This is a genomic window from Paraburkholderia sp. Tr-20389, from assembly GCF_017104565.1.
Classification (GTDB): Bacteria; Pseudomonadota; Gammaproteobacteria; order Burkholderiales; family Burkholderiaceae; genus Paraburkholderia.
In genome coordinates this window covers 37,549-61,177 of sequence record NZ_JAAGPD010000025.1, presented here as the reverse complement: position 1 = coordinate 61,177, position 23,629 = coordinate 37,549, and the positions used below count along the sequence as shown (strand labels likewise).

18 protein-coding genes are annotated in these 23,629 nt (G+C 63.2%); 3 read left to right on the top strand and 15 right to left on the bottom strand.

Translation table 11 applies throughout. The features are described from left to right. Window positions 1–84: 84 nt before the first annotated feature. The 12 genes from G3N95_RS22070 to G3N95_RS22015 all read right to left on the bottom strand — a co-directional run bounded on the left by G3N95_RS22070 (window position 85) and on the right by G3N95_RS22015 (window position 16,994). Window positions 85–2,520 carry an MMPL family transporter gene (locus G3N95_RS22070; protein ID WP_205972193.1) on the bottom strand — a complete coding sequence of 812 codons (2,436 nt, stop codon included), beginning with the start codon at window positions 2,518–2,520 and terminating at the stop codon, window positions 85–87. A gap of 31 nt (window positions 2,521–2,551) precedes the next feature. Then, window positions 2,552–3,691 (bottom strand): YCF48-related protein, encoded by a 1,140-nt coding sequence (locus tag G3N95_RS22065; RefSeq protein ID WP_205972192.1) that lies wholly within the window; start codon window positions 3,689–3,691, stop codon window positions 2,552–2,554. A 101-nt stretch (window positions 3,692–3,792) separates the two neighbouring features. Beyond that, window positions 3,793–5,163, bottom strand: coding sequence for a DUF1329 domain-containing protein (locus G3N95_RS22060; RefSeq protein ID WP_205972191.1), 1,371 nt, complete (start codon window positions 5,161–5,163; stop codon window positions 3,793–3,795). A gap of 29 nt (window positions 5,164–5,192) precedes the next feature. Continuing rightward, window positions 5,193–6,878, bottom strand: coding sequence for a DUF1302 family protein (locus G3N95_RS22055; protein ID WP_205972190.1), 1,686 nt, complete (start codon window positions 6,876–6,878; stop codon window positions 5,193–5,195). A gap of 666 nt (window positions 6,879–7,544) precedes the next feature. Further along, window positions 7,545–8,810 (bottom strand): MFS transporter, encoded by a 1,266-nt coding sequence (locus G3N95_RS22050; RefSeq protein WP_205972189.1) that lies wholly within the window; start codon window positions 8,808–8,810, stop codon window positions 7,545–7,547. 49 nt (window positions 8,811–8,859) lie between these two features. Next, on the bottom strand, window positions 8,860–10,428 hold the full coding sequence (locus G3N95_RS22045; RefSeq protein WP_205972188.1) for an AMP-binding protein: 1,569 nt from the start codon (window positions 10,426–10,428) through the stop codon (window positions 8,860–8,862). Between the two features lie 207 nt (window positions 10,429–10,635). Beyond that, window positions 10,636–11,547 (bottom strand): SDR family NAD(P)-dependent oxidoreductase, encoded by a 912-nt coding sequence (locus G3N95_RS22040; RefSeq protein WP_205972187.1) that lies wholly within the window; start codon window positions 11,545–11,547, stop codon window positions 10,636–10,638. 210 nt (window positions 11,548–11,757) lie between these two features. Next, entirely contained in the window at window positions 11,758–12,555 is a 798-nt protein-coding gene (locus tag G3N95_RS22035; protein ID WP_205972186.1) for an enoyl-CoA hydratase/isomerase family protein, read from the bottom strand. Between the two features lie 11 nt (window positions 12,556–12,566). Continuing rightward, window positions 12,567–13,718: a CaiB/BaiF CoA-transferase family protein gene (locus G3N95_RS22030; protein ID WP_205972185.1), complete on the bottom strand. Its 1,152-nt coding sequence runs from the start codon at window positions 13,716–13,718 to the stop codon at window positions 12,567–12,569. 31 nt (window positions 13,719–13,749) lie between these two features. Continuing rightward, window positions 13,750–14,946: an acyl-CoA dehydrogenase family protein gene (locus G3N95_RS22025; RefSeq protein ID WP_205972184.1), complete on the bottom strand. Its 1,197-nt coding sequence runs from the start codon at window positions 14,944–14,946 to the stop codon at window positions 13,750–13,752. Between the two features lie 11 nt (window positions 14,947–14,957). Continuing rightward, on the bottom strand, window positions 14,958–16,139 hold the full coding sequence (locus G3N95_RS22020) for a lipid-transfer protein (protein ID WP_205972183.1): 1,182 nt from the start codon (window positions 16,137–16,139) through the stop codon (window positions 14,958–14,960). A gap of 57 nt (window positions 16,140–16,196) precedes the next feature. Continuing rightward, the gene (locus G3N95_RS22015) at window positions 16,197–16,994 is read right to left on the bottom strand and encodes an enoyl-CoA hydratase/isomerase family protein (RefSeq protein WP_205972182.1); all 798 of its coding nucleotides are present in this window, start codon (window positions 16,992–16,994) and stop codon (window positions 16,197–16,199) included. Between the two features lie 226 nt (window positions 16,995–17,220). Between G3N95_RS22015 and G3N95_RS22010 the strand changes: the two genes are divergently transcribed. Beyond that, window positions 17,221–18,015, top strand: coding sequence for an enoyl-CoA hydratase-related protein (locus G3N95_RS22010; RefSeq protein ID WP_205972181.1), 795 nt, complete (start codon window positions 17,221–17,223; stop codon window positions 18,013–18,015). 22 nt (window positions 18,016–18,037) lie between these two features. Next, window positions 18,038–18,820: an SDR family oxidoreductase gene (locus G3N95_RS22005; RefSeq protein ID WP_205972180.1), complete on the top strand. Its 783-nt coding sequence runs from the start codon at window positions 18,038–18,040 to the stop codon at window positions 18,818–18,820. 87 nt (window positions 18,821–18,907) lie between these two features. On the opposite strand, the gene G3N95_RS22000 is transcribed toward G3N95_RS22005, so the two are convergent. The 3 genes from G3N95_RS22000 to G3N95_RS21990 all read right to left on the bottom strand — a co-directional run bounded on the left by G3N95_RS22000 (window position 18,908) and on the right by G3N95_RS21990 (window position 21,848). Next, window positions 18,908–19,663, bottom strand: a complete 756-nt coding sequence (locus tag G3N95_RS22000) for a glucose 1-dehydrogenase (RefSeq protein WP_205972179.1) — start codon at window positions 19,661–19,663, stop codon at window positions 18,908–18,910. A 69-nt stretch (window positions 19,664–19,732) separates the two neighbouring features. Then, the gene (locus tag G3N95_RS21995) at window positions 19,733–21,088 is read right to left on the bottom strand and encodes an MFS transporter (RefSeq protein WP_205972178.1); all 1,356 of its coding nucleotides are present in this window, start codon (window positions 21,086–21,088) and stop codon (window positions 19,733–19,735) included. A gap of 88 nt (window positions 21,089–21,176) precedes the next feature. Beyond that, window positions 21,177–21,848 carry a TetR/AcrR family transcriptional regulator gene (locus tag G3N95_RS21990; protein WP_205972177.1) on the bottom strand — a complete coding sequence of 224 codons (672 nt, stop codon included), beginning with the start codon at window positions 21,846–21,848 and terminating at the stop codon, window positions 21,177–21,179. Between the two features lie 321 nt (window positions 21,849–22,169). Between G3N95_RS21990 and G3N95_RS21985 the strand changes: the two genes are divergently transcribed. After that, window positions 22,170–23,606, top strand: a complete 1,437-nt coding sequence (locus G3N95_RS21985) for a hypothetical protein (protein ID WP_241018809.1) — start codon at window positions 22,170–22,172, stop codon at window positions 23,604–23,606. Window positions 23,607–23,629: the final 23 nt, after the last annotated feature.

The following is a 23,629-nucleotide window of genomic DNA, read 5'->3' as shown; positions in this document are numbered from 1 at the left end:
AACGCGGCATCCTCTGGTTTCATCGAAATCGTGGTGCCGGATAATGTACCCGAACTCGATGATCGCTGTCCGAACATCGCCCGCCTACGCGACGCGTGACGACCCCGGCGACGGTTTCGCCAACGCGTCGGCGTCGCCGGTCGACTTCTTCCGCTCGCCCTGAAGCAGAAAGTGCGACAACGCGGGACTCAGCACGAGCGCGCCGACCATGTTCCAGATGAACATGAAGGTCAGCAGCACGCCCATGTCGGCCTGAAACTTGATAGGGGACCAGGCCCACGTGACGACCGACACGGCCAGCGTCACGCCGATCAGTGCGATCACCTTGCCGGTGAAGCCCAAGGCTTCGCGGTAGGCCGATTCCAGCGAAGCGCCCTGCCGTTGCAGCGTCAACTGCACACTGACCAGGTAGAGCGCATAGTCGACGCCGATGCCCACGCCCAGCGCCGTGACGGGCAGCGTGGCGACCTTGACGCCGATGCCGAGCGCCACCATCAGTGCCTCGCAAAGAACCGACGTGATCACGAGCGGCACCACCGCGACGACCACCGCGCGCCAGTTCCTGAACGTCACGAAGCACAGCGCGACGACGGCGGCATAGACGAGCAGCAGCATCGTGCGATTGGCCTTCTCGACGGCGATGTTCGTCGCCGCCTCGATGCCCGCGCTGCCGGCGGCCGGCAAAAACTGGCGGTTCGGCGCGTTGTGCTGCGCACCGAATGCCTCGACGGCCTTGACGACCTGCTCGAGCGTTTTCGCCTTGTGATCGGTCAGGAAGGCGATGACGGGCGCCACGGATCGCGCGCCGTTGACGAGTTCGGGATTCGCAATGTACGCGTCGTTCACCGCGACGGCAGCGGTGGCGGGATCGCGGCTGATCGTCATCCAGCGCGGATCGCCTTCGAAATCCGCTGCCGTGATCCGTCGGCTCACGCCGCTCACGGAAACCGTGGTCTGCACGCCAGGGACGCCTCGCAGCACCTGCTCAAGGTTGTCCATTTCCATCAGCGTCTTGTAGTCGGCGATGCCGCCGGGCGGCGTCTTGACGATCACCGCGAACTGATCGGTCGACAGACGGTAATGGCTCGTGACATACGCGTTGTCGCGGTTGTAACGCGAATTGGCACGCAGTTCCGGTGCGCCCGGATCGAGGTCGCCGATCTTCAGATGTTGAGCGACGAGCACGCCGCCTGCGCACAAGGCGCCCGCCAGCAGAATCGCGGCGCATGCAGGACCACGCCGGGTGAACGGCACGAGCAGCGCGGCAAGCGGGTGGCGCTCTTCCGCACGCAGGCTGCGCGCTGCCGCTGCTGCGCTGACGCCGGTGTACGACAGCGCGACGGGCAGGAAGACCAGATTCGTGAAGATCAGCACGGCCACGCCGACGCTGGCCGCCACCGCCAGTCCGCGGATGACGGGTATGTCGATCAGCATCAGCACGGCAAAGCCGACGGCGTCGGCCAGCAGCGCCGTCAGCCCGGCGAGGAACAGGCGCCGGAACGTATAGCGCGCCGCGACGTACTGGTCGATGCCCCGCCCGATGTCCTGCGTGATGCCGTTCATCTTCTGCGCGCCGTGGGACACGCCGATTGCAAAGATCAGGAACGGCACCAGAATCGAATAGGGATCGAGGTCGATGCCCAGCAAACGCACGATGCCGAGTTGCCAGACCACCGCGACGAGCGAGCAGCTGATCACGAGCGCCGTACTGCGCACGCAGCGCGTGTAGGCGTAGATCACGGCCATCGCGATCGCCGCTGCAACGGCAAAGTAGACGGCAACCTGCAGCAGCCCCTCGATCAGATCCCCGACCAGTTGAGCGAAGCCGATGATGTGAATGTCGACGCCGTCGCGCGCGTAGTCGTGCCGGACGCCTTCGAGCGCATCGTGCAATGCGCGGGCGTCCAGTGGTTTGCCCGTATCCGCATAGTGATCGAGCAGCGGCACGAAGATCGTGCTGGAGTGCAGATCGTCGGCCACGAGCGAGCCCATGATGCCGGCGCGAGCTACGTTCTGACGCAGCTTGTCGATGCTGGCTTGCGAGCCGTCATAGTTGTCCGGCATGACGGGACCGCCCTGGAAGCCGTTCTCCGTCACCTCGGTCCAACGCACGACGGGCATCCACAACGACTTCACGAAGGCCCGGTCGACGCCCGGCAGCAGATAGATCCGGTCGTTGACTTCGCGGAGCACCTTCAGATAGGCCGGATCGTAGACCGTGCCGTTGCGGGTCTCGACGACGACACGCACCGAATTGCCGAGCGAGCGCAACGAATCGATGTTCGCCAGATAGTTGCGAATGAACGAACTCGACTGCGGCATCATGCGTTCGTAGCTCGCGCTGATATTCGATTTCGCGGCCTGAAAACCGAGCAGCACCGTCACGACGATGCACACGGCCACGATCCAGAGTCGATTGTTGAAGATCAACCGCTCCAGACGCGATCCCGAGTTCGATTCGAAATCTTCTCTTTTGTGCGCGACCGGCGTGGATTCGGCACGCTGCGAATGGGCATTCATACTGACACTCTCTATACGTATTCAGCGGTCTTTAGCGGGTAGACACGACGGCCGGGCCGTTCAGCGAGGTGATCGCAAGCTCGCCGTGATTCAAAGGGAGAACGCCGGTGAGTACCGACGAATGTTTGAGCGTCACCAGTCTGAAGGCGCGCGTGCGTTCGTCGTAGAGCGCCGCTTCGCCAGCAGCCGTGACGAAGACGACTTCATGGCCCGATGCGAGCGGCATCGCACTCGTGACGGATCCGTGCAGGGGACTGGATATCGGCGACCACGTCGCGCCGCGATCGGAGCTCCCGTAGATCGTGCCGCGCAGGCCGAACGCGTACAACGCATGTTCGTCGCCCGCCATGCCGAAGAAGCTGCCTGCATAGCCGGTGTTGACGGCCTGAAATCTTCCGCTCGCGGCGTCGAGCCGGAAAACCGTGCCCTTCTCCGCCGCCAGATAAAGATCGGCGCCTTGACCCAGGACTGCGTTCAGATGCAGGAACTGCGGATTGTCGATGCGATCGAGAACGGGCCGCCATGACTTGCCGCCGTCTTCCGTCGCGATAGCCATGCCGAACGGACCCACCGCCATGCCATGCTGCGCATCGCGGAACGAGACGCTCAGGAGCGGCAGCGACGGGCCATGGTTGTAGTTGAGCGTCACCTGATCCAGAAACGGCTGCAATGCCGCGTCGCCGTCGGCAACCTTCTGCTTGTAGTACGCCACGAGTGTCGTGGCGGCCATGCGGCCATCGAACTGACGCGTCCATGATCGGCCGCCATCGGCCGTGTGCAGGATCACGCCGTCGTGACCGACGACCCAACCGTCGAGTGCCGTCGGGAAGCTGAGCGCAAGCAGATCGCTGCGCACGGGCGAACCGACCTGCCCCCACGTCCTGCCCTCGTCGTCGGAGATGGCGATCAGCCCGCGCATGCCGACCGCCACGATACGCGTGCCTGCCCGCGCTATCGCCATGACGGGCCGGCCGGCAACCTGCGGCTGCATGACGGCGGGCGAGTCGAGCGGATCGACGAAAGGATCCGTCGATGCGCGGCTCGCGGCGCTTGCACTTGGTTCCGTCTGACTGCCCTGTGCCTGCGCGTGCGCGGCCAGTCCCGCCGCGATGAACGCGAGCGATGCCAGACCGGCGCGCACGTGTCTCCGATAGTTTTTGTTTCGATGCATGTTCAAACCTCGATCCAGCAGTGCAAACGGGGCGCTCCGCCGCGCGCGGGCGAGGTACCGCGACGACAGACGCCCCGATCGTGGTGTGAAGGACTGCGTGCCTAGCGCAAGCCGGTTCCGGACATGCCCGCAGGCGTGAACAGATTGGGCTTCGTCAGGTGATCCGACACGCGCAGCAGCGGCGAGCCGTTTTCACCCGTGGTGTACGTCAGGAAGTAGTTGCCCTTCTCGAGGTCGTAGAAGCCATACGTGAAGGAGAACACGCCGCCTCCGTCGTAAAGCGGGAACAGATAGTTGAGGCCGACGCGCCAGAGCTTGCCGTCGTGCCCATAGCCGTCCGCCTCGACGATGTTCCAGCTGTCCTCGTCGATGTACAGCGTGCGCTTCGAGTACGCATGGCGCGCATCGGCCTTCAACGTGGCCTCGACCACCCAGACGCGATGGCGTTCGAAACGCACTGCGTCAGGTTTGATGTGCTTCGGACCGAACACGTCGTCCACCGGAAGCTGCGACAGACGATAGTTGTCGTACGGAACGATCATCTCCTTCTTGCCGATCAGCTTGAAGTCGAAGCGATCCATGCGTCCCTGGAACATGTTGCCTTCGTCCCAGAACAGCACGCCGCCATAACTCGCCGCCGGCGTGTCGTACTTGTAGTCCGGCGCCATGCGGGTGCGTCGCTGCGACGGGAAATACGCCCAGCTCACCTGATCGGTATCGGTGTAGTTGATCGAGTAATCCACCAGCGCGGTCTGGCCGGCGAGCGTCGGCGGCGTCTGGATCTGGATCCAGGCGCGGTCATAGGCGCCCTTCAGGTTGTCCTTGTACTTCGGGTCGTAGTACGGCCGATATTCGATGGCGTTCAGAATGGGAAGCGCCGTACGCCCACCCGAGGAATCGACGAGATGGCCGGCCATGTTCGTGACCGAGAATTCCGCCCGCCGATAGTTCAGGAGCGCATTCCACACCACTTCATAGCCGTTCTTCGGCACGGGGAACGGCAGCCCGCCGAACGCGCCCGCCACGCCGTCGCCCTCGATCTTGCCGACGAGCTTCGCGCTGGTCGCGTTTTTCAGCGTGTTGTCGAGCACCCATTGCGGATAGAACACCGACCGGTGCGTCGGATAGACGTCGAGACGATATTCGGGGAAACGCTTCAGCAACGCCTGCGTGCCCGGCGTCAGCTGCTCCGCGTATTGGCCCATGTTCGCAGCCGTCACCTTGAACAGCGGCTTCTCAGCTTTGTACGGGTCCGGCCACTTGCCGCTGTTCGCGACATAGTCCGACGGCGGGGTCGACATGCCGCCCGAGTAAGCGGGGATGGCGCCGTCTGCACTGGCGGCCTTTTCCGCGCCGAATTCGGTCAGGCTCGTACCGAGCTGCTTCGTTTCGTCAGCCGAGACGGCTGCCATTGCACCAGCGCCGAAGAGCGCCAATGTCCCGGCTACGGCGACGTGAATCAAGGTCTTCATGTATATCTCCATATTGCTTCTAACGCACGTCAAAACGACGATTGCACAGTCAGCGAAACCCAGGGACGGTCGTTGAGGCCGTACACGCCGGATCCGGCGTTGTAGTACTGCAAGCCGCCCGGAAGCACCCCCGTCCCATTGGGCTTCGCGTGATACCCGTTGTAGGCGAGCGTCACAGTCGCCCGCTGGCGGATCAAGGCCTGAAGGCCGATCGAGAAGTTGAAGACGCCCTGCGCGCCGCCGGCGGAACCCGGATTGATCGGGTTGACGCCATAGATGCCGCCCGTGATCGAACTCGGCATGGAGATGTCCACGCCCGGGAACACCTGCAGCCATTGCGGCGAGAAGAGGAAGCCGAAGCCGACGTAGTCGCGCGTCGAACATCCGTTCCACTTGTTGCCGTTGGCTCCGCACGCGTAACCCGAACCGATGCCGTTGAAGATCGACGGGTTCTGCGTGACGGAAAGCAGGTGCGTATAGCCGATTTCGGCGGTGACCGAACCCGTATCCCAGAACGGCGTACGCGAAAGCGGCACGATCGCGTTCGTCACGATGTTCATGATGTTGCCGGTGGCGCCTTCCTTCGACGGCGCCAGCACTGTGGTGTTGAGCGCGGTGTTATGACGATACGACGCTTCGAAGCCGACGCTCACGTTGCCCAGCGTGGTATCGAGGCTGTAGCCCACGAGGTCCGTGCCGCGGTTGTATCCCAGGAAGTACTGACCTTGTTTGGGATTCGAGAGGACCCAGGGCTGGGTCTCGTCGAGACGGCGGAAATAGAATCCCATGCTGCCTTCCATGAAGTGCGGCGTCCAGCCGACCTTCACCCCGAAGTTGTTGTCGATGTTCGGCGGCGTTCCGGCTGGGCCTTGACGCAGCCCGCCCGGACCGATGGACGGCCCTTGCGCGATAAAGTCCGCCGACTCGAGATACGTGCCGCCCGTCGGCAAGCGGTTGTATGTCCAGCCGAGGTAGTAGATGCCTGACACCGACACATCCGGCAGCACCTGAGCCGTCAGGCTTACCTGCGGCCGCGGCAGCAGCAATTCCTTCGTGGTCGTACCCGGCGAGTTGAAGGCCTTGATGACGTCGCTCGCACCTTGGGCGAACGAAATGCCCTGGCTCGGCGAGAGCAGCGAGTTACCCCAATACTCGGTGAACTGACCCAGCTTGAAATAGACGGCGTGGCCCGCGACCTGCGTGTTGTAGAACCCGAAGGCGTCGAGCAGCTGGGCGCCCTGTATATAGTAGCGGTTCGTGAAAGGAGTGTAGACGCCGTTCGGATACGACGGGGTATAGATCTTCGGGTTGGCGGGATTCGTCACGTCACCGCTGCCGTATGCAAAGTCCTTCCACGCGGAGCCTGACACGCGCACACCCACAAAGCCCTGATACGCGGCCGTGAATTCGGAAAGGATGGAGACGCGGTTGGTGACGATGTCGCCCGCGTGACGGAACTTGTAGTCGCCCTCGTCGAGCACCGGGCTATTCCCGATCAGCGGATTGATACCCTGGGTCCGCATGCCCAGGTTATAGCTAAGGGTGTTATCCCAATTGACGTCCCAATCGGGCCCCGTCGTGAACTTGAACGCATAGGCATGAAGCGGTACTACGCCAGCGAGCAGGCTCGCCAGTAACGTCAGGCGTGGCAGGCGGGAAGCGCCTCGGCCTTTCGGGTTGTTACGGAACATCTCCTTGTCTCCTGTTTTTTTCATCGCCGCACTCTGTTGAGCCAGAGCGTCAAGCAGGCTGCCGGTGTGCGATCTTGGCCTGAGACAAACCTCACCGCGTCCGAAGACGGGTTGGGTGCGCAGACCGTCGCCTCCCCTGGATTCAGCCACCGCGCTTCTACTGAATCGACCACGTGCGCCAACCGGATAACAAGCCGCTTATTGACCACCGAGCTGCCAGTCCCGAAGACATCGCGAAGCCGAGTCCAAGGTACACGCCGCGATTTGTTTCCTCCCCTGCATAAAGGGGAGGGGGAGGGGGAACGGACTGTAGTGCGGTCATGAGCGGAGAACGGCCTCGCGATCATGCAAGGCAGCGCCGCAGTGCACGTATCGATTCGACGCGCGTACGCGCCCGTGGGCGACAGGCTGGATGTGGAAGCAGGGCGTGAGTCAATCCCGCGCAGCGATACACGGGGATTGGCCATGAACGTAACGGAAGAAGCGAGTTGTTCCGAAGCAGGCCAGACGGGGGGGCGTACCTGCTGTTATCGAGAGCTTATCTGGACGAGCGGGTGATCGCTCTTGCGAACGGATTCGCCGAATCATAAGGTGTCCAAAGGTCAACGCCAACGAACGTTGATGACAGAGGAAGCACTCATCAGAAGCACAGCGGCCGCGGCGATGCCGCAAGCCGCTTTCCAGCAGACGTCAGTCCAATGCAGCAGTCACAGCCGCCTGGCGACGTATCGAACGCTCAGGATTCACAAAGGTCGCGCCGATCACGCTACCGACGATCAGCATCGCCCCTCCCATGAAGAAACCCAGTTCGTAACCATGCGCGCCGACGTTGGCCTGAATGAGCCGTCCCGTCAGGAACGGCGAAACGATGCCCGCGATCGAAGCGATCGAGGTGCTCAGTGCGAGCACCGCACTACGTTGCGAGGGCGGCGCGATCTCGCCGAGAATCGCCGGACAGATTGCATAGCTGATCGCACCCAGCGCCGAACCGATGGTTATCATGATTTCGCGCGTAACGAGCGAGAGATCCGGAATCATGAGGCAGATGAACATCACACCCGCCAGCACCTGACATCCGGCGGTAAACCAGCCGCGTGCGATCCGTGACGACGTCCCGCGTGCAAGCAGCTTTTGCACGAGAAACGCAGTGGCGAGTGCCAGCGGTATCTGCGCCGCGATCGTCACCGCATAGAGACGGCCCGACGTCACGGCATCGCAGCCAAGTCCTTTCTGGAAGTAGGCTGGCAGCCAGGTAAAGGCCATAGCAATCCCCCAGTACGAGACGAATTGCATCGAAATCGCGGCGAACACGGAAGGGTCGCCTAGCAGACGGCCGTATGGAATCGGACGACGCGCCATTGCCTGCGACGGCGTATCGTCGAGCTTTCCTTCCCTGCCGAACGCGAGCCACGCCACAGCCCACAGCAGCGTGAACGCACACAGGACGACGAAGTTCGTGCGCCAGCCCCAGCGCTGCGTCACGAGCGGGACGAGCATGCCCGCGACCAGCAAGCCCAGACCAGCGCCCGTGCCGAACAGCGCGACGGGCAAGATGCGTTTGTTGGGCGGAAACCATTTGTACACGGCATGAACCGCGGTCGGATACGCCGGCCCTTCCGTCAGTCCCAGCGCCACGCGCGCCACGACGAACATCGCCAGGGATGACGACAGGATCAGCGGAATCTGACAGAGCGACCAAGCGACGGCCATTACCAATAACAGCCATCGCGTGGCGACCCGATTCGCGATGAAGCCCCCGGCAATACCGCCGACGGCGAACAGCCAGAAAAAGCTGCTGCCGATCACGCCGAACTGCGCGGGCGTAAGCTTGAGTTCGTTCATGATGGGCACGGCCAGCAGTCCGACGACGATCTTGTCGAAGAAGTTGGCCATCATGAACACGAGCAGCAGTGCCGCGGTACGCCATGCGCCACGGGAATCGTATCGGTCTGTCATTTCATTTCCTCATCCAGGGTACGCAGACGTCCCTGCTGCCAGGCAGCGCTCACGAAATGTGGCGATCTTTGTCTTGCCAGTACTTGTCGCGCACCTGACGGCGCAACACCTTGCCGACGGCGCTGATCGGCAACGCGTCGACGAACGTCACGGTCTTCGGCCCTTTGAAGCGTCCGAGCTTTCCCTTGACGAACTCGATCAGCGCTTCCTCGCTGACGTACTCGCCTTCCTTGAGCTTCACTTCGGCGTGCACGGCCTCGCCCCACTCCTCGCTCGGAACGCCGACCGCCGCCGACATCGATACGGCCGGATGCGCGTTGAGCGCCGCTTCCACTTCGACCGCATAGACGTTGAAGCCGCCCGTGATGATCATGTCCTTTCTGCGATCGACCAGATAGATGAAACCCTCGTCATCGATGTAGCCCAGATCGCCCGATTTCCAGAAGCCGTTTTCGAACTCGGCCGCCGTCGCCTCGGGATTCAAGTAGTAACCCGAAATGACGCCGCGGCTGCGCGCCCAGATTTCGCCGACCTCGCCAGGCACCACTTCTTTCCCTTCGCGATCGACGATCATGATCTCGACACCGGACTGAATGCGCCCCGCAGAGCCGAGCTGCTTTTCGGTCGCCGTCAGATGATCGGCCTTGCCGAGGATGCCGACCGATTGCAGGCTTTCCGTTGCGCCATAAAACTGCACGAAGATATTGCCGAAACGCTCCTGCGCCAGTCGCAGCTTCGCGGGGCTCATCGGTGCGCCGCCGTAGGCGATCGTGCGCAGCGTCGACAGATCGTGATGGGAGGCTTCCGGCATTTCGAGCAGACGATAGATCAGCGTCGGCAGGAGCAAGGTCATCGTGATCCGCTCGGCTTCGATGTTTTTGCACATCAGCGCCAGGTCGGGCAGATTCTGCGTGACGGTGCAGCCGCCGCGGAACAATGTGGCCAGCACCCCGAAGCCGGAGCCGTGGCTGATCGGCGCCATGTGCAGCATGCGCGTGTCGGGAAGCTGGAACTGGTCCGGCTCCATGAACATCGTGTCGCGGCAGGCCAGCCAGTTATCCATCGAATACTGGGCGCACTTGCCTGCGCCGGTGGTGCCGCCCGTGAAGCGATAGACGAGGATGTCCTTTTGCGTATCGCTTTCGATGCCCGGATCATGGTCCGGCACGCCTTCGAGCAACTCCCAGAAATTGAGCAAGCCGTCGCGCTTCACTGGCGCGTCGTCCATGCAAACGACTGTCGCACCCAGCGCATGCAGCATGTCGTAGTAGCGATCGACGAGTGCGGTTTCGATGAACACGACTTTCGGCCGGATATATTCGGCCTGTCGGCAATGTTCGTCGAAAGAGTCGCGGAAATTCGTATACGCCGCCGCGGCCTCGCCCTTGAGCGCGGTCCAGAAATGGAGCAACGACATGTTGTCGTTCTCGAGCAGGCAAAGATAGATATCGCCGCGTCGAAGCTGCAGCCGCTCGCGCATCATGTTCACGATGCGATTGGTCAACGCATGGAATTCGCGGTATGTGTACCGGCGATTGCGCTCGATATTGACCAGGCTCTCCTTGTCCCCGAATCGCCTCACGAGATTCGCAAACAGGCGAGCGAAGTTGGTCTTCATCTTTGTCTCCTGGAGTCATGCCTGCCGGTCGGCCCGCTTGCGGGCATCACGGTATATCGCCGACTGGCAGACTCTTTTAAGTCTCGCACCGGGGACGAGGCGGCTGGTCGCGGCGACTCCTCCGACGCATGCCCCGGTGTTCGATGCTTCAATGCCGCCTCAATGCCATGCTCCCGTCGCGTCCTCAGCGGCGACCGGGCGCCGCGCTTATGCGTGGGCGCCTTGCATGGTGGTCACGAAGGCATGAACCTGCTGGTTGGCGTCGTCGCGATGAACGGACGTGCTCCAGTCGGTGATGCGTTCGAACTGCTTCTGCACCGCGTCCGCCGACAGATCCTTGCTCGAAATGTACACCGGTGCCGTTTCGACGAGACGAATGGCCGAGAATACGCCGCCGCTTGCACCGAGGACCACCTTGTTCGGCGCATTTTCGCTCACGAGGAAGAGCGCGCCCGGCGTCACCTGCTCCGGGCCCGTCGCCTTGAGAATGGCTTCCGGCAGGATGTCTTCCGTCATGCGAGTTGCCGCCATCGGCGCCAGCGTGTTGATGCGGATGTCGTTCTTTTTGCCTTCGATGCCCAGCATGTTCATCAGACCGACCACGGCCATCTTGGCCGCGCCGTAGTTCGCCTGACCGAAGTTGCCGAACAGCCCGGCCGCCGACGTCGTCATCAGGATACGACCATAGTTCTGTTCGCGCATGGTTTCCCATACCGCTTTCGTGCAATAGGCCGAGCCCATCAGATGCACGTCGACGACGGCGCGGAAATCCGCCATTTCCATCTTGGCGAAAGTCTTGTCGCGCAGGATGCCGGCGTTGTTGATCAGGATGTCGATGCGGCCGAACTCGGCCTTGGTCTGCTCGACCATCGCCGTGACCTGCTCGAAATCCGCGACGTTGGCGCCATTGGCAATGGCCTGGCCACCGGCCTTGCGAATCTCTTCGACCACGGCCAACGCCGCGTCCGACGACGCACCGCCCTTGCCGTCACGCGCACCGCCGAAGTCGTTGATCACCACTTTCGCACCGAGCTTCGCCAGCTCGAGCGCGTGTACGCGGCCCAGGCCGTTGCCAGCGCCCGTCACAATGGCCACCCGGCCGTCAAATCGAATCGTCATGATATTGCCCTGAAGTACTGGATGATGAAAGACGTGCGTGGTCGTGAGCCACGCACGACGGTTGTTGAATTCCCTGAAGAGACGGACTCTTGTGCGCTCACTGATTCGAGCGCGCCCGTCAGGCTGACGCCACGTTACGCCGGCCGCTCCCCCTCCTCACCTCCCCTTGTGGACGGCCGGAGCGTCGGCATGCGGACCGTGCGATGCCCTTCAGAACAGGCGTTCCACGCCCGCATACATCGGCGGCTCTTTTGCGAAAAAGCGCCGCACTGCCTCAGCGTTGTAGCTGCTGGCCGCGCAGATTCCCTGCACTGCCGTTTCCAGTTGCGTCATCGCGTGCCGGTCGGTCTCGAACGCGCGATTCATGATGCCCTTGGCCATGCCGAGCACGTGCGTCGGCGCATCGTCGAAACGGCGGGCATAGTCGATCGCGGTCTGCCGCAAGCGCTCGGCTGGCGCCACGGCCTGCACGAGACCGATCGACAGCGCCTCATCCGCCAGAACGTCGCGCGCGGAGAAGACGATCTCCTTGGCGCGTACGAGCCCGACGAGGCGCGGCAGGATATACATCAGCCCGAGGTCGGGGGCAAAACCGATGCGCGGAAAGTTGGACACCAGCCGCGCCCGGTCGCTGGCGATGATGAAGTCCGCCGCCAGCGCGAGCGACAGCCCCGCGCCGACCGCGAAGCCATCGATCGCCGAGATCACCGGCTTCTCCAGATCCATCAGCTCGGCATGCCAGCGATGGGCACCGAGCAGCGCGTCGCGCACGAGGAACGGCATCTCGCCTTCTTTCCCGTCACCGCCGAGGTCCGCGCCCGAGCAGAAGTGACCGCCCGCGCCCGTCAACACCACGGAGGCGATCGAAGCGTCTTCCCGCGCCGTTCTGATCGCGGCGGCGAGCAGTTGCTTGGATTCGTCATCGAGTGCATTTCTTCTGTGCGGACGGTTCAGCGTGATGACGGCTGTCTTGCCATCCTTCTCGAACAGCACTTTGCTGTCATTCATGTCTTGTCTCCTTAGCTGACGGTCGCCGGCTTGCTGGCGGCCGCGTTCGATCCCGCGTTGCACCAGCCGCTCAGCACGGACTCCGTGTCCTGGCCGCGCGCCGGTACCGCGCCGGGCCGTCCGAGCGGCGTACCCGAGAAGCGCGGCGCGGGATTGGCCTGCAGCACGCCGTCGATCATGCTGTACACACCGCGCGCCACCATGTGCGGATGCGCCGCGGCCTCGTCCGGATTCAGCACGGGCGCGAAGCACGCATCCGTACCTTCGAGCAGCGCGCACCATTCGTCGCGCGTCTTCGTGGCGAACACTTCGACGAAACGCTCGTGCAGTTGCGGCCACTGCCTGACGTCGTAGGCGCCCGCGTATGCGGGGTCGCCGGCGAGTCCGATTTTTTCCATCAGCAACTTGTTGAAGCGCGGCTCCGCCGACGCGATCGACACGAAATTGCCGTCGGCGCAGCGATAGGTGCGATACCAATGCGGCCCATCGAGCAGGCTGTGCCCGCGCTCGTTGACGAACTGACCGGCCGATTTGAGGCCCAGCAGCAGATTCATCATGTGAGCGCTGCCGTCGACGATCGCGGCATCGATCACCTGGCCTTTGCCCGTCGCACGCGCATTCATGATGCCGGCGAGCAGGCCCACCAGCAGATACATCGCGCCGCCGCCAATGTCACCGACGAGGCTCGGCGGCGGCATCGGGGCTTCGCCAGGCTGACCGGACCACCACAGCGCGCCCGACAGCGCGACATAGTTCAGATCGTGACCGGCAGCGTGCGCGAGCGGACCGTCCTGCCCCCAGCCCGTCATGCGGCCATAAACGAGCTTAGGATTGCGTGCGAGACACACGTCGGGACCAAGGCCGAGACGCTCCATCACACCCGGGCGCATGCCTTCGATCAACGCGTCGCAATGCGCGACGAGTTCGAGCACGGTATCGACACCTTCTTTCGTCTTCAGATCGACTGCGATCGAACGCTTGCCGCGATTCTGAATGGCGTGCTTGCCGATATCGAGATCTTCCGCGCCGGGCGCCATGCGGTCGACGAGCACCACGTCGGCGCCGAGGTCCGCCAGCGTCATGCCTGCGATCGGCGCCGGACCGAGGCCGGCGATTTCCAGAATGCGCAGCCCTTGCAGCGGGCCGCTTCCGTTTGAAGCCATGTTTTGTCTCTCTCCTGATAGGCGTGCCGAACTAGAGCCGGAACAGCAGCTTCGCGATGATCCCGCGCTGGACTTCGCTGGTTCCGCCATAGATCGTCGAAGCGCGGCGCAGAAACATATCGTTCGTGATGCCGCGCGCAAGGTCCTGCAGCGGATATGGCTGCGCCGGTGCCGGATCGTGCGGATGCGCGTACGCCACCGCGCCGTAGTCGCCCAGCGCCTCGACCTGAGCCTCGGTGATGCGTTGCTGCAACTCCGTGGCACGGAGCTTGAGTATCGAACCCAGCACATGCGACGCGGGGTCGTGCCGTATATCCAGTTCGGCGACGCGCTGCACCAGCATGCCAATCGCTTCATGCTCGGCGTCGAGGCGCGCCAGCTTCAGCGCGAACTCGGGGCAATCGATCAGACGTCCGGCACCCACCGGCAACGTCGTTGCGATGCGCATCAGCTCGCGCATGTAACGCCTGATGTCGGGCAGGTCAGCCGTCGTCGCATGTTCGTTGTTCAGCAAGAACTTCGTGACGCTCCATCCCGCTCCCTCTTCGCCGATCAGGTTCTTGACCGGCACGCGCACGTTGTCGAAGAACGTCTCGTTCAGATGGTGAGCGTCGTCGATACTGCGGATCGGCCGTACGGTGATGCCCGGCGTGCGCATGTCGACAAGCAGGAAGCTGATGCCCGCCTGCTTCTTGCCGCTGGCGTCCGTGCGCACCAGCAGAAAGATCCAGTCCGCGTGATGCGCATAGCTCGTCCAGATCTTCTGCCCGTTCACCACGTAGTGATCGCCGTCGCGCACGGCACGAGTGCGCAACGATGCCAGATCGGAACCGGACCCCGGCTCGGAGAACCCCTGGCACCACAGGCGCTCGCCTTCGAGCGCGGCAGGCAGGTGCTCGGCCTTCTGCTCGGGCGTGGCGAACGCGTTCAACACCGGCCCGAGCATCTTCTGCACGAAGCCGTCCTGGGTCGGGGTGCCCGCCACCGTGCATTCCTCGTCGAACACCAGCATCTGCGCGACCGACCAGCCGGTGCCGCCGTGCTCCGTAGGCCAGTAGGGCGCGCCCCAGCCGTGCGCGTTGAGAAGCTTCTGCCACTTGAGGATCTGGTCGCGCGGCGAGCGCGTGCAGCGCGCCAAACCCTTCAGTTCCGCCGGAACCTTGTCCCGCAGGAACTGACGGACCTCCTGGCGGAACACTTCCAACCCGGGATCAGCTTGAAAGTCCATGCCTGCCCCCGTCAGTCCTTGCGGTACATCGTGACGACAGCCGCGCCGCCAATGCCGACATTGTGTTGCAGCGCGATGCGCGCGCCCTCGACCTGGCGCTGTTCCGCGCGGCCGCGCAGTTGCTGGACCAGTTCCGTGCACTGCGCGAGACCCGTCGCGCCGATCGGATGCCCCTTCGACAGCAGGCCGCCCGACGGATTGACCACGTACCTGCCGCCGTAAGTGTTGTTGCCGTCGTCGACGAATTTCTCGGCGCCGCCTTCCGGACACAGCCCGAGCGCCTCATACGTCAACAGCTCGTTCTGTGCGAAGCAGTCGTGCAGTTCGATCACGTCGACGTCGTCGGCGCCGATGCCCGCCATTTCGTACACCTTGTTGGCCGCCGAGCGCGACATGCCGAAGCCGGCCAGATGGCGCATGTCGCCGGAATTGAAGGTCTCGGCACCGTCGGTGGTCAGAGCCTGGCCGGCGATCCACACGCTCGTATCGAGCCCGTGCTTCTTCGCATAGGCCTCGCTGCACAACACGGCCGCCGCCGCGCCGCAAGTCGGCGGACACGCCATCATCCGGGTCATCACGCCGGGCCACATCACCGGGTCGGCCAGCACCTCGTCAGCGGTGACGACCTTGCGGAAAACCGCCATCGGGTTGTTGAATGCGTGGCGGCTAGCTTTCGCGCGAATCTTCGCGAACGTCGAGAGCGGCGTGCCGAAGCGCTTCATGTGCTCCTGACCGGCGGCGCCGAACAGGCGCAGCGCGGGCGGCACGCCATCGGGCACCACATCGGCGCACTGCTGTTCGAAGAGTTCGAGAGGCGCGGGCCGGTCGGTGAAGATCGTGCCCAGCGCGCCAGCGTTCATCTGTTCGAAGCCAAAAGCGAGCACGATGTCTACTGTGCCGCTGGCAACAGCCTGATTCGCGAGAAACAGTGCAGTCGAACCGCTCGCGCAATTGTTGTGGACGTTGATCACAGGAATACCCGTCATGCCCACGTCGTACAGCACGCGCTGGCCGCCCGTCGAATCGCCGAATACATAACTCGCGTAGGCCTGCTGGATCGACTCATAGCCGACGCCTGCGTCCGCAAGTGCGAGCCGCACGGCCTGCGCGCCCATCACGGTATAAGGCTCGTTCTGGCCTGGCTTGCGGAACGGAATCATGCCGACACCGGCAACGACGACTTTCTGCGTCATGTGTTTCTCCTTGAATGGTTGATGCGGTAGATACGAACAGGTCTTCGCGCGGCCTCGTCAGAATGGACGCTGCGCTCCCGGGTAAAGCGCCGGCTCCTTGGCGAAGAAGCGCCGCATTGCCTCGGCGTTGTAGCGGCTGGCCGCGCACAGACCCTGCAAGGTGGCCTCGAGTTGCACGAGCGAATGCCGGTCGGTTTCGAAGGTACGGTTCATGATGCGTTTGGCCATGCCGAGCACGTGCGTGGGCGCGTCGTCGAAGCGCTGCGCGAATTCGAGCGCCGCGTCACGAAGGCTTGCGGCAGGCACGACGACTTCGGCAAGTCCAAGCGCGACTGCTTCGTCGGCGGGAATCTCGCGCGCGGAAAACGCGATCTCTTTGGCGCGCACGAGGCCGACGCGCCGCGGCAGGACATACAGCAGCGACAGATCGGGAATGAACCCGACGCGTGCGAAGCTGGATACGAAGCGCGCCCGGTCGCTGGCAATGACGAAGTCCGCAGCGAGCGCAACCGACAGACCGGCTCCCGTCGCAAAGCCGTCGACGGCGGAAATGACCGGCTTCTCGAGATCGCTCAACGCGGTGAACCAGCGGTCGTGGTCGAGCAGCAGGTCACGCACGAAGAAGCCCCGCTCACTTTGCCCCTCGCCGTCGCCCAGGTCCGCACCCGCGCAGAAATTCCCTCCCGCGCCGGTCAACACCACCGAACGCACGGACGAATCTTGCGCAATGGCATCGATGACGGCGGTCATGCCCGTCCTGATCGTCGAGTCGAGCGCATTCCTTCGCTGCGGCCGGTTCAGCGTGACGACAGCCGTCTTGCCGACTTTCTCCAGTAGTACCGTGTTTTCAGACATACAGATTTCCTCTCCGGCTAAGCTTCCTGGTTCGTACTTGTTAATCGATAGTAGAAAAGCGCGCGGGACGTCCGCCCCTCCCTTTTTTGCTGTCGGCGGATCGCGCGCGCATGCCCTTCCATAGGGAGAGGGGACGCATCGAAGACCGGATCGTTATCGTCGGCGGGAACAGGTATGGCCTTCCAATGGCTCGATCACAACGCCTCGATCACAACTCGGAGACACCATGAATTTCAACGACTATCAGCACATCAAATTCGCGCGACGCGGCCGCGTGCTGGAAATCATCCTCAACCGCCCCGAACAGCTGAATGCGTTCAACGCCGGCCTGCATGCGGAAATGGCCCAGGTTTTCATCGATGCGGACAACGACCCGGAATCGGAAGTCCTCGTTCTGACGGGCGCAGGCCGCGCGTTTTCCGCAGGCGGCGATCTGGAGGCAGTGAAGGCGTCGTTCGACGATCCCGCCGTGTTCCGCGTCACGGCGCGCGAAGCCAAGCAGATCGTCTTTTCGCAACTCGATTGCGAGAAGCCGATCATCGCCAAGGTGAACGGCCCGGCCGTCGGACTCGGGGCGAGCATCGCGCTGTTCTGCGACGTGATCTTCGCCGCCGATACCGCGAAGATCGTCGATCCGCATGTGAACGTGGGCCTCGTGGCCGGGGACGGCGGCGCCGTGATCTGGCCGCAGCTGATCGGCTACGCGCGCGCGAAGGAATTTCTGCTGACGGGCGATCCGCTGACGGCCACGGAAGCCGCCCGTCTAGGCCTCATCAACCACGCCGTGCCCGCCGCCGAACTCGACGCGCGCGTCGATCAGTTCGCGGACCGGCTGGCCGCGGGTGCCACGAACGCAATCCGCTGGACCAAGATCTCCGTGAATATCGGCCTCAAGCAGCTCGCCCATTCGATCATGGATACCTGCATCTCGTACGAATGGCTCGCGAGCAAGACGGACGATCACCGCGAAGCAGTCAATGCGCTGCTCGAGAAGCGTAAGCCGGTCTTCACGGGCAAGTGACCTGCCATTGCGGGAGACAAACATGGTGAGCAACCCTGACGGCAATCGCCGCATCGACTTCAACGGCAAGCGGGTTCTCGTCACCGGCGGCGCCAGCGGAATCGGTGCTGCCGTGGTGCAGTTCTTCGTTCAGGCCGGTGCGGTGGTGTGCGCATCGGACCTGAACGTCGTCGCCGATTTTCCTGGGTTGAAGATGCTGCAGGGCGATGTGTCGTCCGAAACCGATGTCGAGCGCATCGCGGAAGAGGCCGTCGCCTGCATGGGTGGAATCGATATCCTCGTCAACAACGCCGGCGTGCTCGAACCTGCCGAACGTACGGTGCAGCAAGCGCTCGCGACCTGGCAACGTACGCTCGACATCAATCTGACTGGCACGTGGCTGATGTCGAAGGCGGTGGGCAGGCAGATGCTCGCGCAGGGTAGCGGAGCCATCGTCAATATCGCGTCGATCTATGGACTCGGCGGCGGCCCCGGCATCAATGCCTATACGGCATCCAAGGCCGGCGTCGTGATGTTGACGCGCTCGATGGCGTGCGAATGGGCGCAAAAGGGCATTCGCGTCAACGGCGTCGCGCCCGCGATCATCCGCACGCCGCCGCTCGATGCAATGACAGCAAGCGGCCGGCTCGACGCCACGACGCTCGAACGCCGGACGCCCATGGGCCGGCTCGGCTATCCCGCAGAAGTCGCTCAGGCAGTCGCATTTCTCGCGTCGGACTGGGCGTCATACGTGACGGGCGTGACGTTGCCCGTCGACGGCGGATGGACCGCTTTTGGCGCCGCCGGCAATGCGTCGAAAGGCTGAGCAACTGGCGTCCGTATCGTCCGCATTCTCACGGCGCCGCACTCTGCACTCGGCGCCAGACGGGTCGATCCCGTCTGGCGCCGCCCGCTACGCGATCAAGCCCCCATCGACGAGGTAGTGTGCGCCCGTCACGAACGACGCCTTGTCCGAACTCAGCCACAAAACGAGTTCGGCGACCTCGCCTGGTTCAGCCGCACGGCGCAGCGCGGACGCGGCAAGCAGTGCATCCGAACTGCCGGGCGCCGAACTGGCGGCGATTTCGTCGGCCATCGCGGTCTGGATGTAGCCTGGGCATACGGCATTGATGCGGATGCCGTACTTGCCGTACTCCCTCGCCGCGGAACGCGTCAAACCGATCACGCCGTGCTTGGAGGCGGAGTACGCGGCACTGTACGGCGCCCCTTTCACACCCGCCACCGACGCCGTATTGATGATCGCGCCGCCGTGCGCCTTCATGGCGCGCAACTCGTGAACCATGCACTGAAACACGCCCGTCAGATTGACCCCGATGACCTTGTGCCAGTTGTCGAGACCCTGATCGTCGGTCCGGGCGATGCGACCCGACACGCCGGCGTTGTTGAACGCGATGTCGAGTCGTCCGAAATGGCGCAGCGTGGCGTCGACCATGGCCGAACAGTCTTCGTCGCGGCTCACGTCGACGCGCTGCCATAGCGCTTCGCCGCCCTCGCGCTCGATTGCTTCGACGACCTCACGGCCTGCCGCTTCGCTCCAGTCCGCGACGACGACCTGCGCGCCGGCTCTTGCGAACAGTAGCGCGGTGGCGCGACCGATTCCGGCCGCGCCGCCCGTGACGATGGCGACCTTGCCCTGCATGTCTTTCATGACGATATCCTCAACGACATCCGATGCTCAAAAGGTGGAACGTGCCCGCCTCCACGCGCACGACGGCGGCTACGCCGACTCCGTTTGCAGTTCGCCGGCCGTGGCCCGCCTGGCTGCCGCGCGTTTGATCATCAGCGCGGCAGCCGACAACAGCACGAACGCCATCACCACGGTAAAGACCGTTCGAAAGCTATAGTCCGCCCGAAGCATCGCGGCGCCTGCCATCGGGCCCATGAAGCCGCCCAGGCGACCGACACCGTGCATCCAGGCGATTCCTGTCGAACGGCCGCCGGCCGGATAGAACGCTGCTGCGAGAAAACTCATCGACAGCAGAGCGCCGCTCAAACCGATGCCCGCGATGAAGACCCACGACGCAATCCATCCGAGATTGCCCGCCTGCCGTCCGATCAGCCACACGCCCGCGCCGCCGAACGCATAGGCTGCTGCGATCACTGCGTTTTTTTCGAAGCGATCCATGAACCGGCCGAGCAGAAGCGTGCCGATGATGCCTCCCAGCGTCAGCAAGACCGTGATCAGCGATGAATCCCGCAAGGTGGCGCCCGTGCCCTGGATAAGCGTCGGCAACCAGCCCAGCAAAAGGTAGTAGGCAAAGGTGCTGAAGAAGTACGCGCTCCACAGCATCACGGTGCCCATTCTGAACGGACGGGACAACACCATGCGTACGCCCGCCTGACGTTGCGGTATTGCTTCCTGCAATACGAATCTGACGACATCGAGCTGGACGTCGGGCGCAATGCGCCTCAGCACCGCGGCGATACGGGGTTGAGGGAAGCCGCGCTGGATCATGAAGTGCAACGGCTGCGGCGTAACGATCACCATGACCATCGCCAGCGCGAGCGGCAGCACGCCGCCGATCAGGAAGAGACTCTGCCAGCCGTACGCCGGGACCGCCACTGCCGCGATCAATCCGCACATCGACGCGCCGATCAAAGCGCCGCAACCGATCGCGTTCACGAGAAACGCGCTCATGCGGGCGGGCGCATACTCGTACATCAGCGTCGCCGCACCCGGCGCGGCCGCGCCTACACCCACTCCAGTGAAGAAACGCCATGCACCGAGCGATGCGACCGAATCGGCCGACATGGTGCCAATACTGCACATCCCGTAGACGACCATCGCGCCGACGATCACCGTCTTAGGACTCGTACGGTCGAACAGCGGCCCGGCGATCAACGCTCCCGTCGCCAGCCCCAGAATCCCGGCGCTCATCACCGTACCGAAGGCCGCCTTGCTCGAGCTCCACGCATGCGCGAGCACGGGGACGACGAATCCGATCGTCACGCTGTCATAAGTATCGATGGCGACGAGCAGGAAGCAGACAACCAGAATGCCCCATTGATACCGCGAAAATGGCCGTTCATCGATGAACTGCCGCACGTCGAGTATTGGCGACGGACTCTTCATGGCATCTCCGTGGTGAGGGTCGTTCAGAACGATACGCATCGCTTCCGCGCTGTTCTCCCCCATTTTTGGGAGGGAGCGCAGCGATCGCTCAGTCGCGGGTGGTGAGCAGCGCGTGCAGCATGCGGGCCAACAGCACCTGCGTATCCGCCTCGGCGAGATACTCCGGGTGCATCAGCGCCATCGCGCGCGGCAGTGCGAGGATCGTATGAAAGGCGACGAAGCGCGCCTTGGCGCGATCGCGCACGACCACCTCGTCGGGAAACCGCTCCATCAACGCATCCGTCGCGATCGAGGTCCAGTATTGCGTCGGTTTCACAAGATCGAGACGAACCAGTTCGTCGTAGTGTGATGACTTCACGAACACGTCGCGGTCGAGTTGCACCCACTTGTGCAGCATCGGAATGCCAATGCGCAGCAGCAACGTGATGCCTTCGAACAACGTGGTGTTCGAAGGCAACACGCGAAGCTCTTCGACAAGCCGGGAACGTGCCTGTGCGCGGAAATCGTCGAAGATCGCGACGACGAGTGATTCGATCGTCGGGAAATACTCGTAGATCGAACTGACGGCCACGCCGGAACGCATCGACAGACGTTCCAGCGAAAGCGCGTCGCGCCCTTCCTTTTCGAGAATCTCCCAGCCGGTCTTCTTGAGCGCGTCGACCAGCATGACCGAGCGTTCTTGCCGTGGACGCTTGCGCGGCCTCGGTGGAAGCTCGATCTGCAAGATCTCGGAATTGCCGGCAGGCGTGCGTGTTGACATGGCGGGTTATCCCTGGCGAAACGCGGAGTCGAACGGGATGCGCCGATCCGTCACCGGCCACCGTCGACGGAGACAGCGTGCACGAACATCGGCAGCTTTGTCCCTCCCTTGTCGGACGGCGAGCAAATCCGCCCAGCGCTCGCCACGACGCTCGCGCAAACACAGAGCCAGCTGCGCCGCTCATCGATATTTCTCTTTCGAATCAGAAACGTAACGGCCAAATGCCATCTTAGGAATCCGGAGAAAAAAACGCTTTTCCCGCTCCTATACTGATTAGTCGACAACCACCAGCGCCGCGAGATCGCAACGCGGTGTTCATCCATGCTCCTCACAGAAATGTCCCTGAAAAAAAAGACCGAACTGCTGCTGAACGACCCCGCCGCTTTAGCGAATCATGATGCTCATGCCTGGCAATATCTGTCGCGCGCAGACATCGATGCAATCCAGTTCGAAGCATTGCAGCAGCGTTTTGCGCAGTTGCGCGACCGCGTGCCCGTACTCAAGAAGCTCGCCGACGCGGAAGGCGTGACTCGCATCGATGCACTCGACGACGCGGTGCCGCTGCTGTTCGAGCACACCGTCTTCAAGTCTTACCCGCCGTCCCTGCTCGAAAAGAAACAGTTTTCGCAGATCAACCGATGGCTCGGCAAGCTCGTCACGACGGAGATGGCCGAGCGCATCGCAGCCGCCGACGTCAGCGGCTGCCGCAGCCTCGACGAATGGTTCGCGAAGATGGATGAAGCCGTGCCGGAATTGCGCGTGAGCCACACTTCCGGCACGTCCGGCACGATCTCGTTTTTGCCCACCAGCGTGCGCGAGTGGGAAAAGGCCTGCGACGTCCGCAAGCTGTACATCTGGAACCAGGCGGGACCCGACATGCCGGACCCGAACCTGCACACGGTCTTCCCCTACTTCCGCAAGGGCTACCTGAGCCATGTGCGCGCCAACGAATTTTTCATTCGCGCACTGCTGCCCAGTGAGGAAAACTTCCACGCCGCCTATCCCGCGACGCTCTCGACCGACGTGCTGCACCTGGGCGCCAGGCTGCGCGCGGCTCATGCCAAAGGCACGCTGGACCGCCTGGAGATCAGCCCCGAACTGATCGAGAAAAAGAAGGCATTCGACACATTGCAGGCCGAGATGCCCGCGCACCTCTCGGCCTTTTTCGAAGCCATGGCAACGAAGCTGCGCGGCAAACGCGTGTATATCGGCGCGACGTGGAACCTGCTGCACGGGATGGCGAAGGCGGGTCTCGAACGCGGTCTCGAAGGTGTGTTCCATCCCGACTCCTTTGTCTCGACCACGGGCGGCGCCAAGGGTGTGGTGCAGCCGGAAGGCTGGCGCGACGACGTGCTCCGCTTCACCGGCGCGACGCGGCTGAACGAGACCTACGCGATGTCGGAACTCCTCAGCGGCTCGGCTCCGCGTTGCGAGCACGGCAATTTTCACTTCGCGCATACCGTGATTCCGTTCCTGCTCGATCCCGAAACCAGCAAGCCGTTGCCGCGCACGGGCCGCGTCACGGGCCGCGCCGCGTTCTATGACCTCGGCGCCGACGTCCACTGGGGCGGCTTCATCAGCGGCGACGAAGTCACTGTCGAGTGGGACAAGCCGTGCACGTGCGGCCGTCCGAGCCGCTACGTCACGGGGACCATTCAGCGCTACAGCGAGATGAACGGCGGCGACGACAAGATCACCTGCGCCGCGACGGAAAGCTCGCATCGCGAGGCGATGGATTTTCTCAACACGGTCGAGTGACACATAACGATCGTTCCAACTCG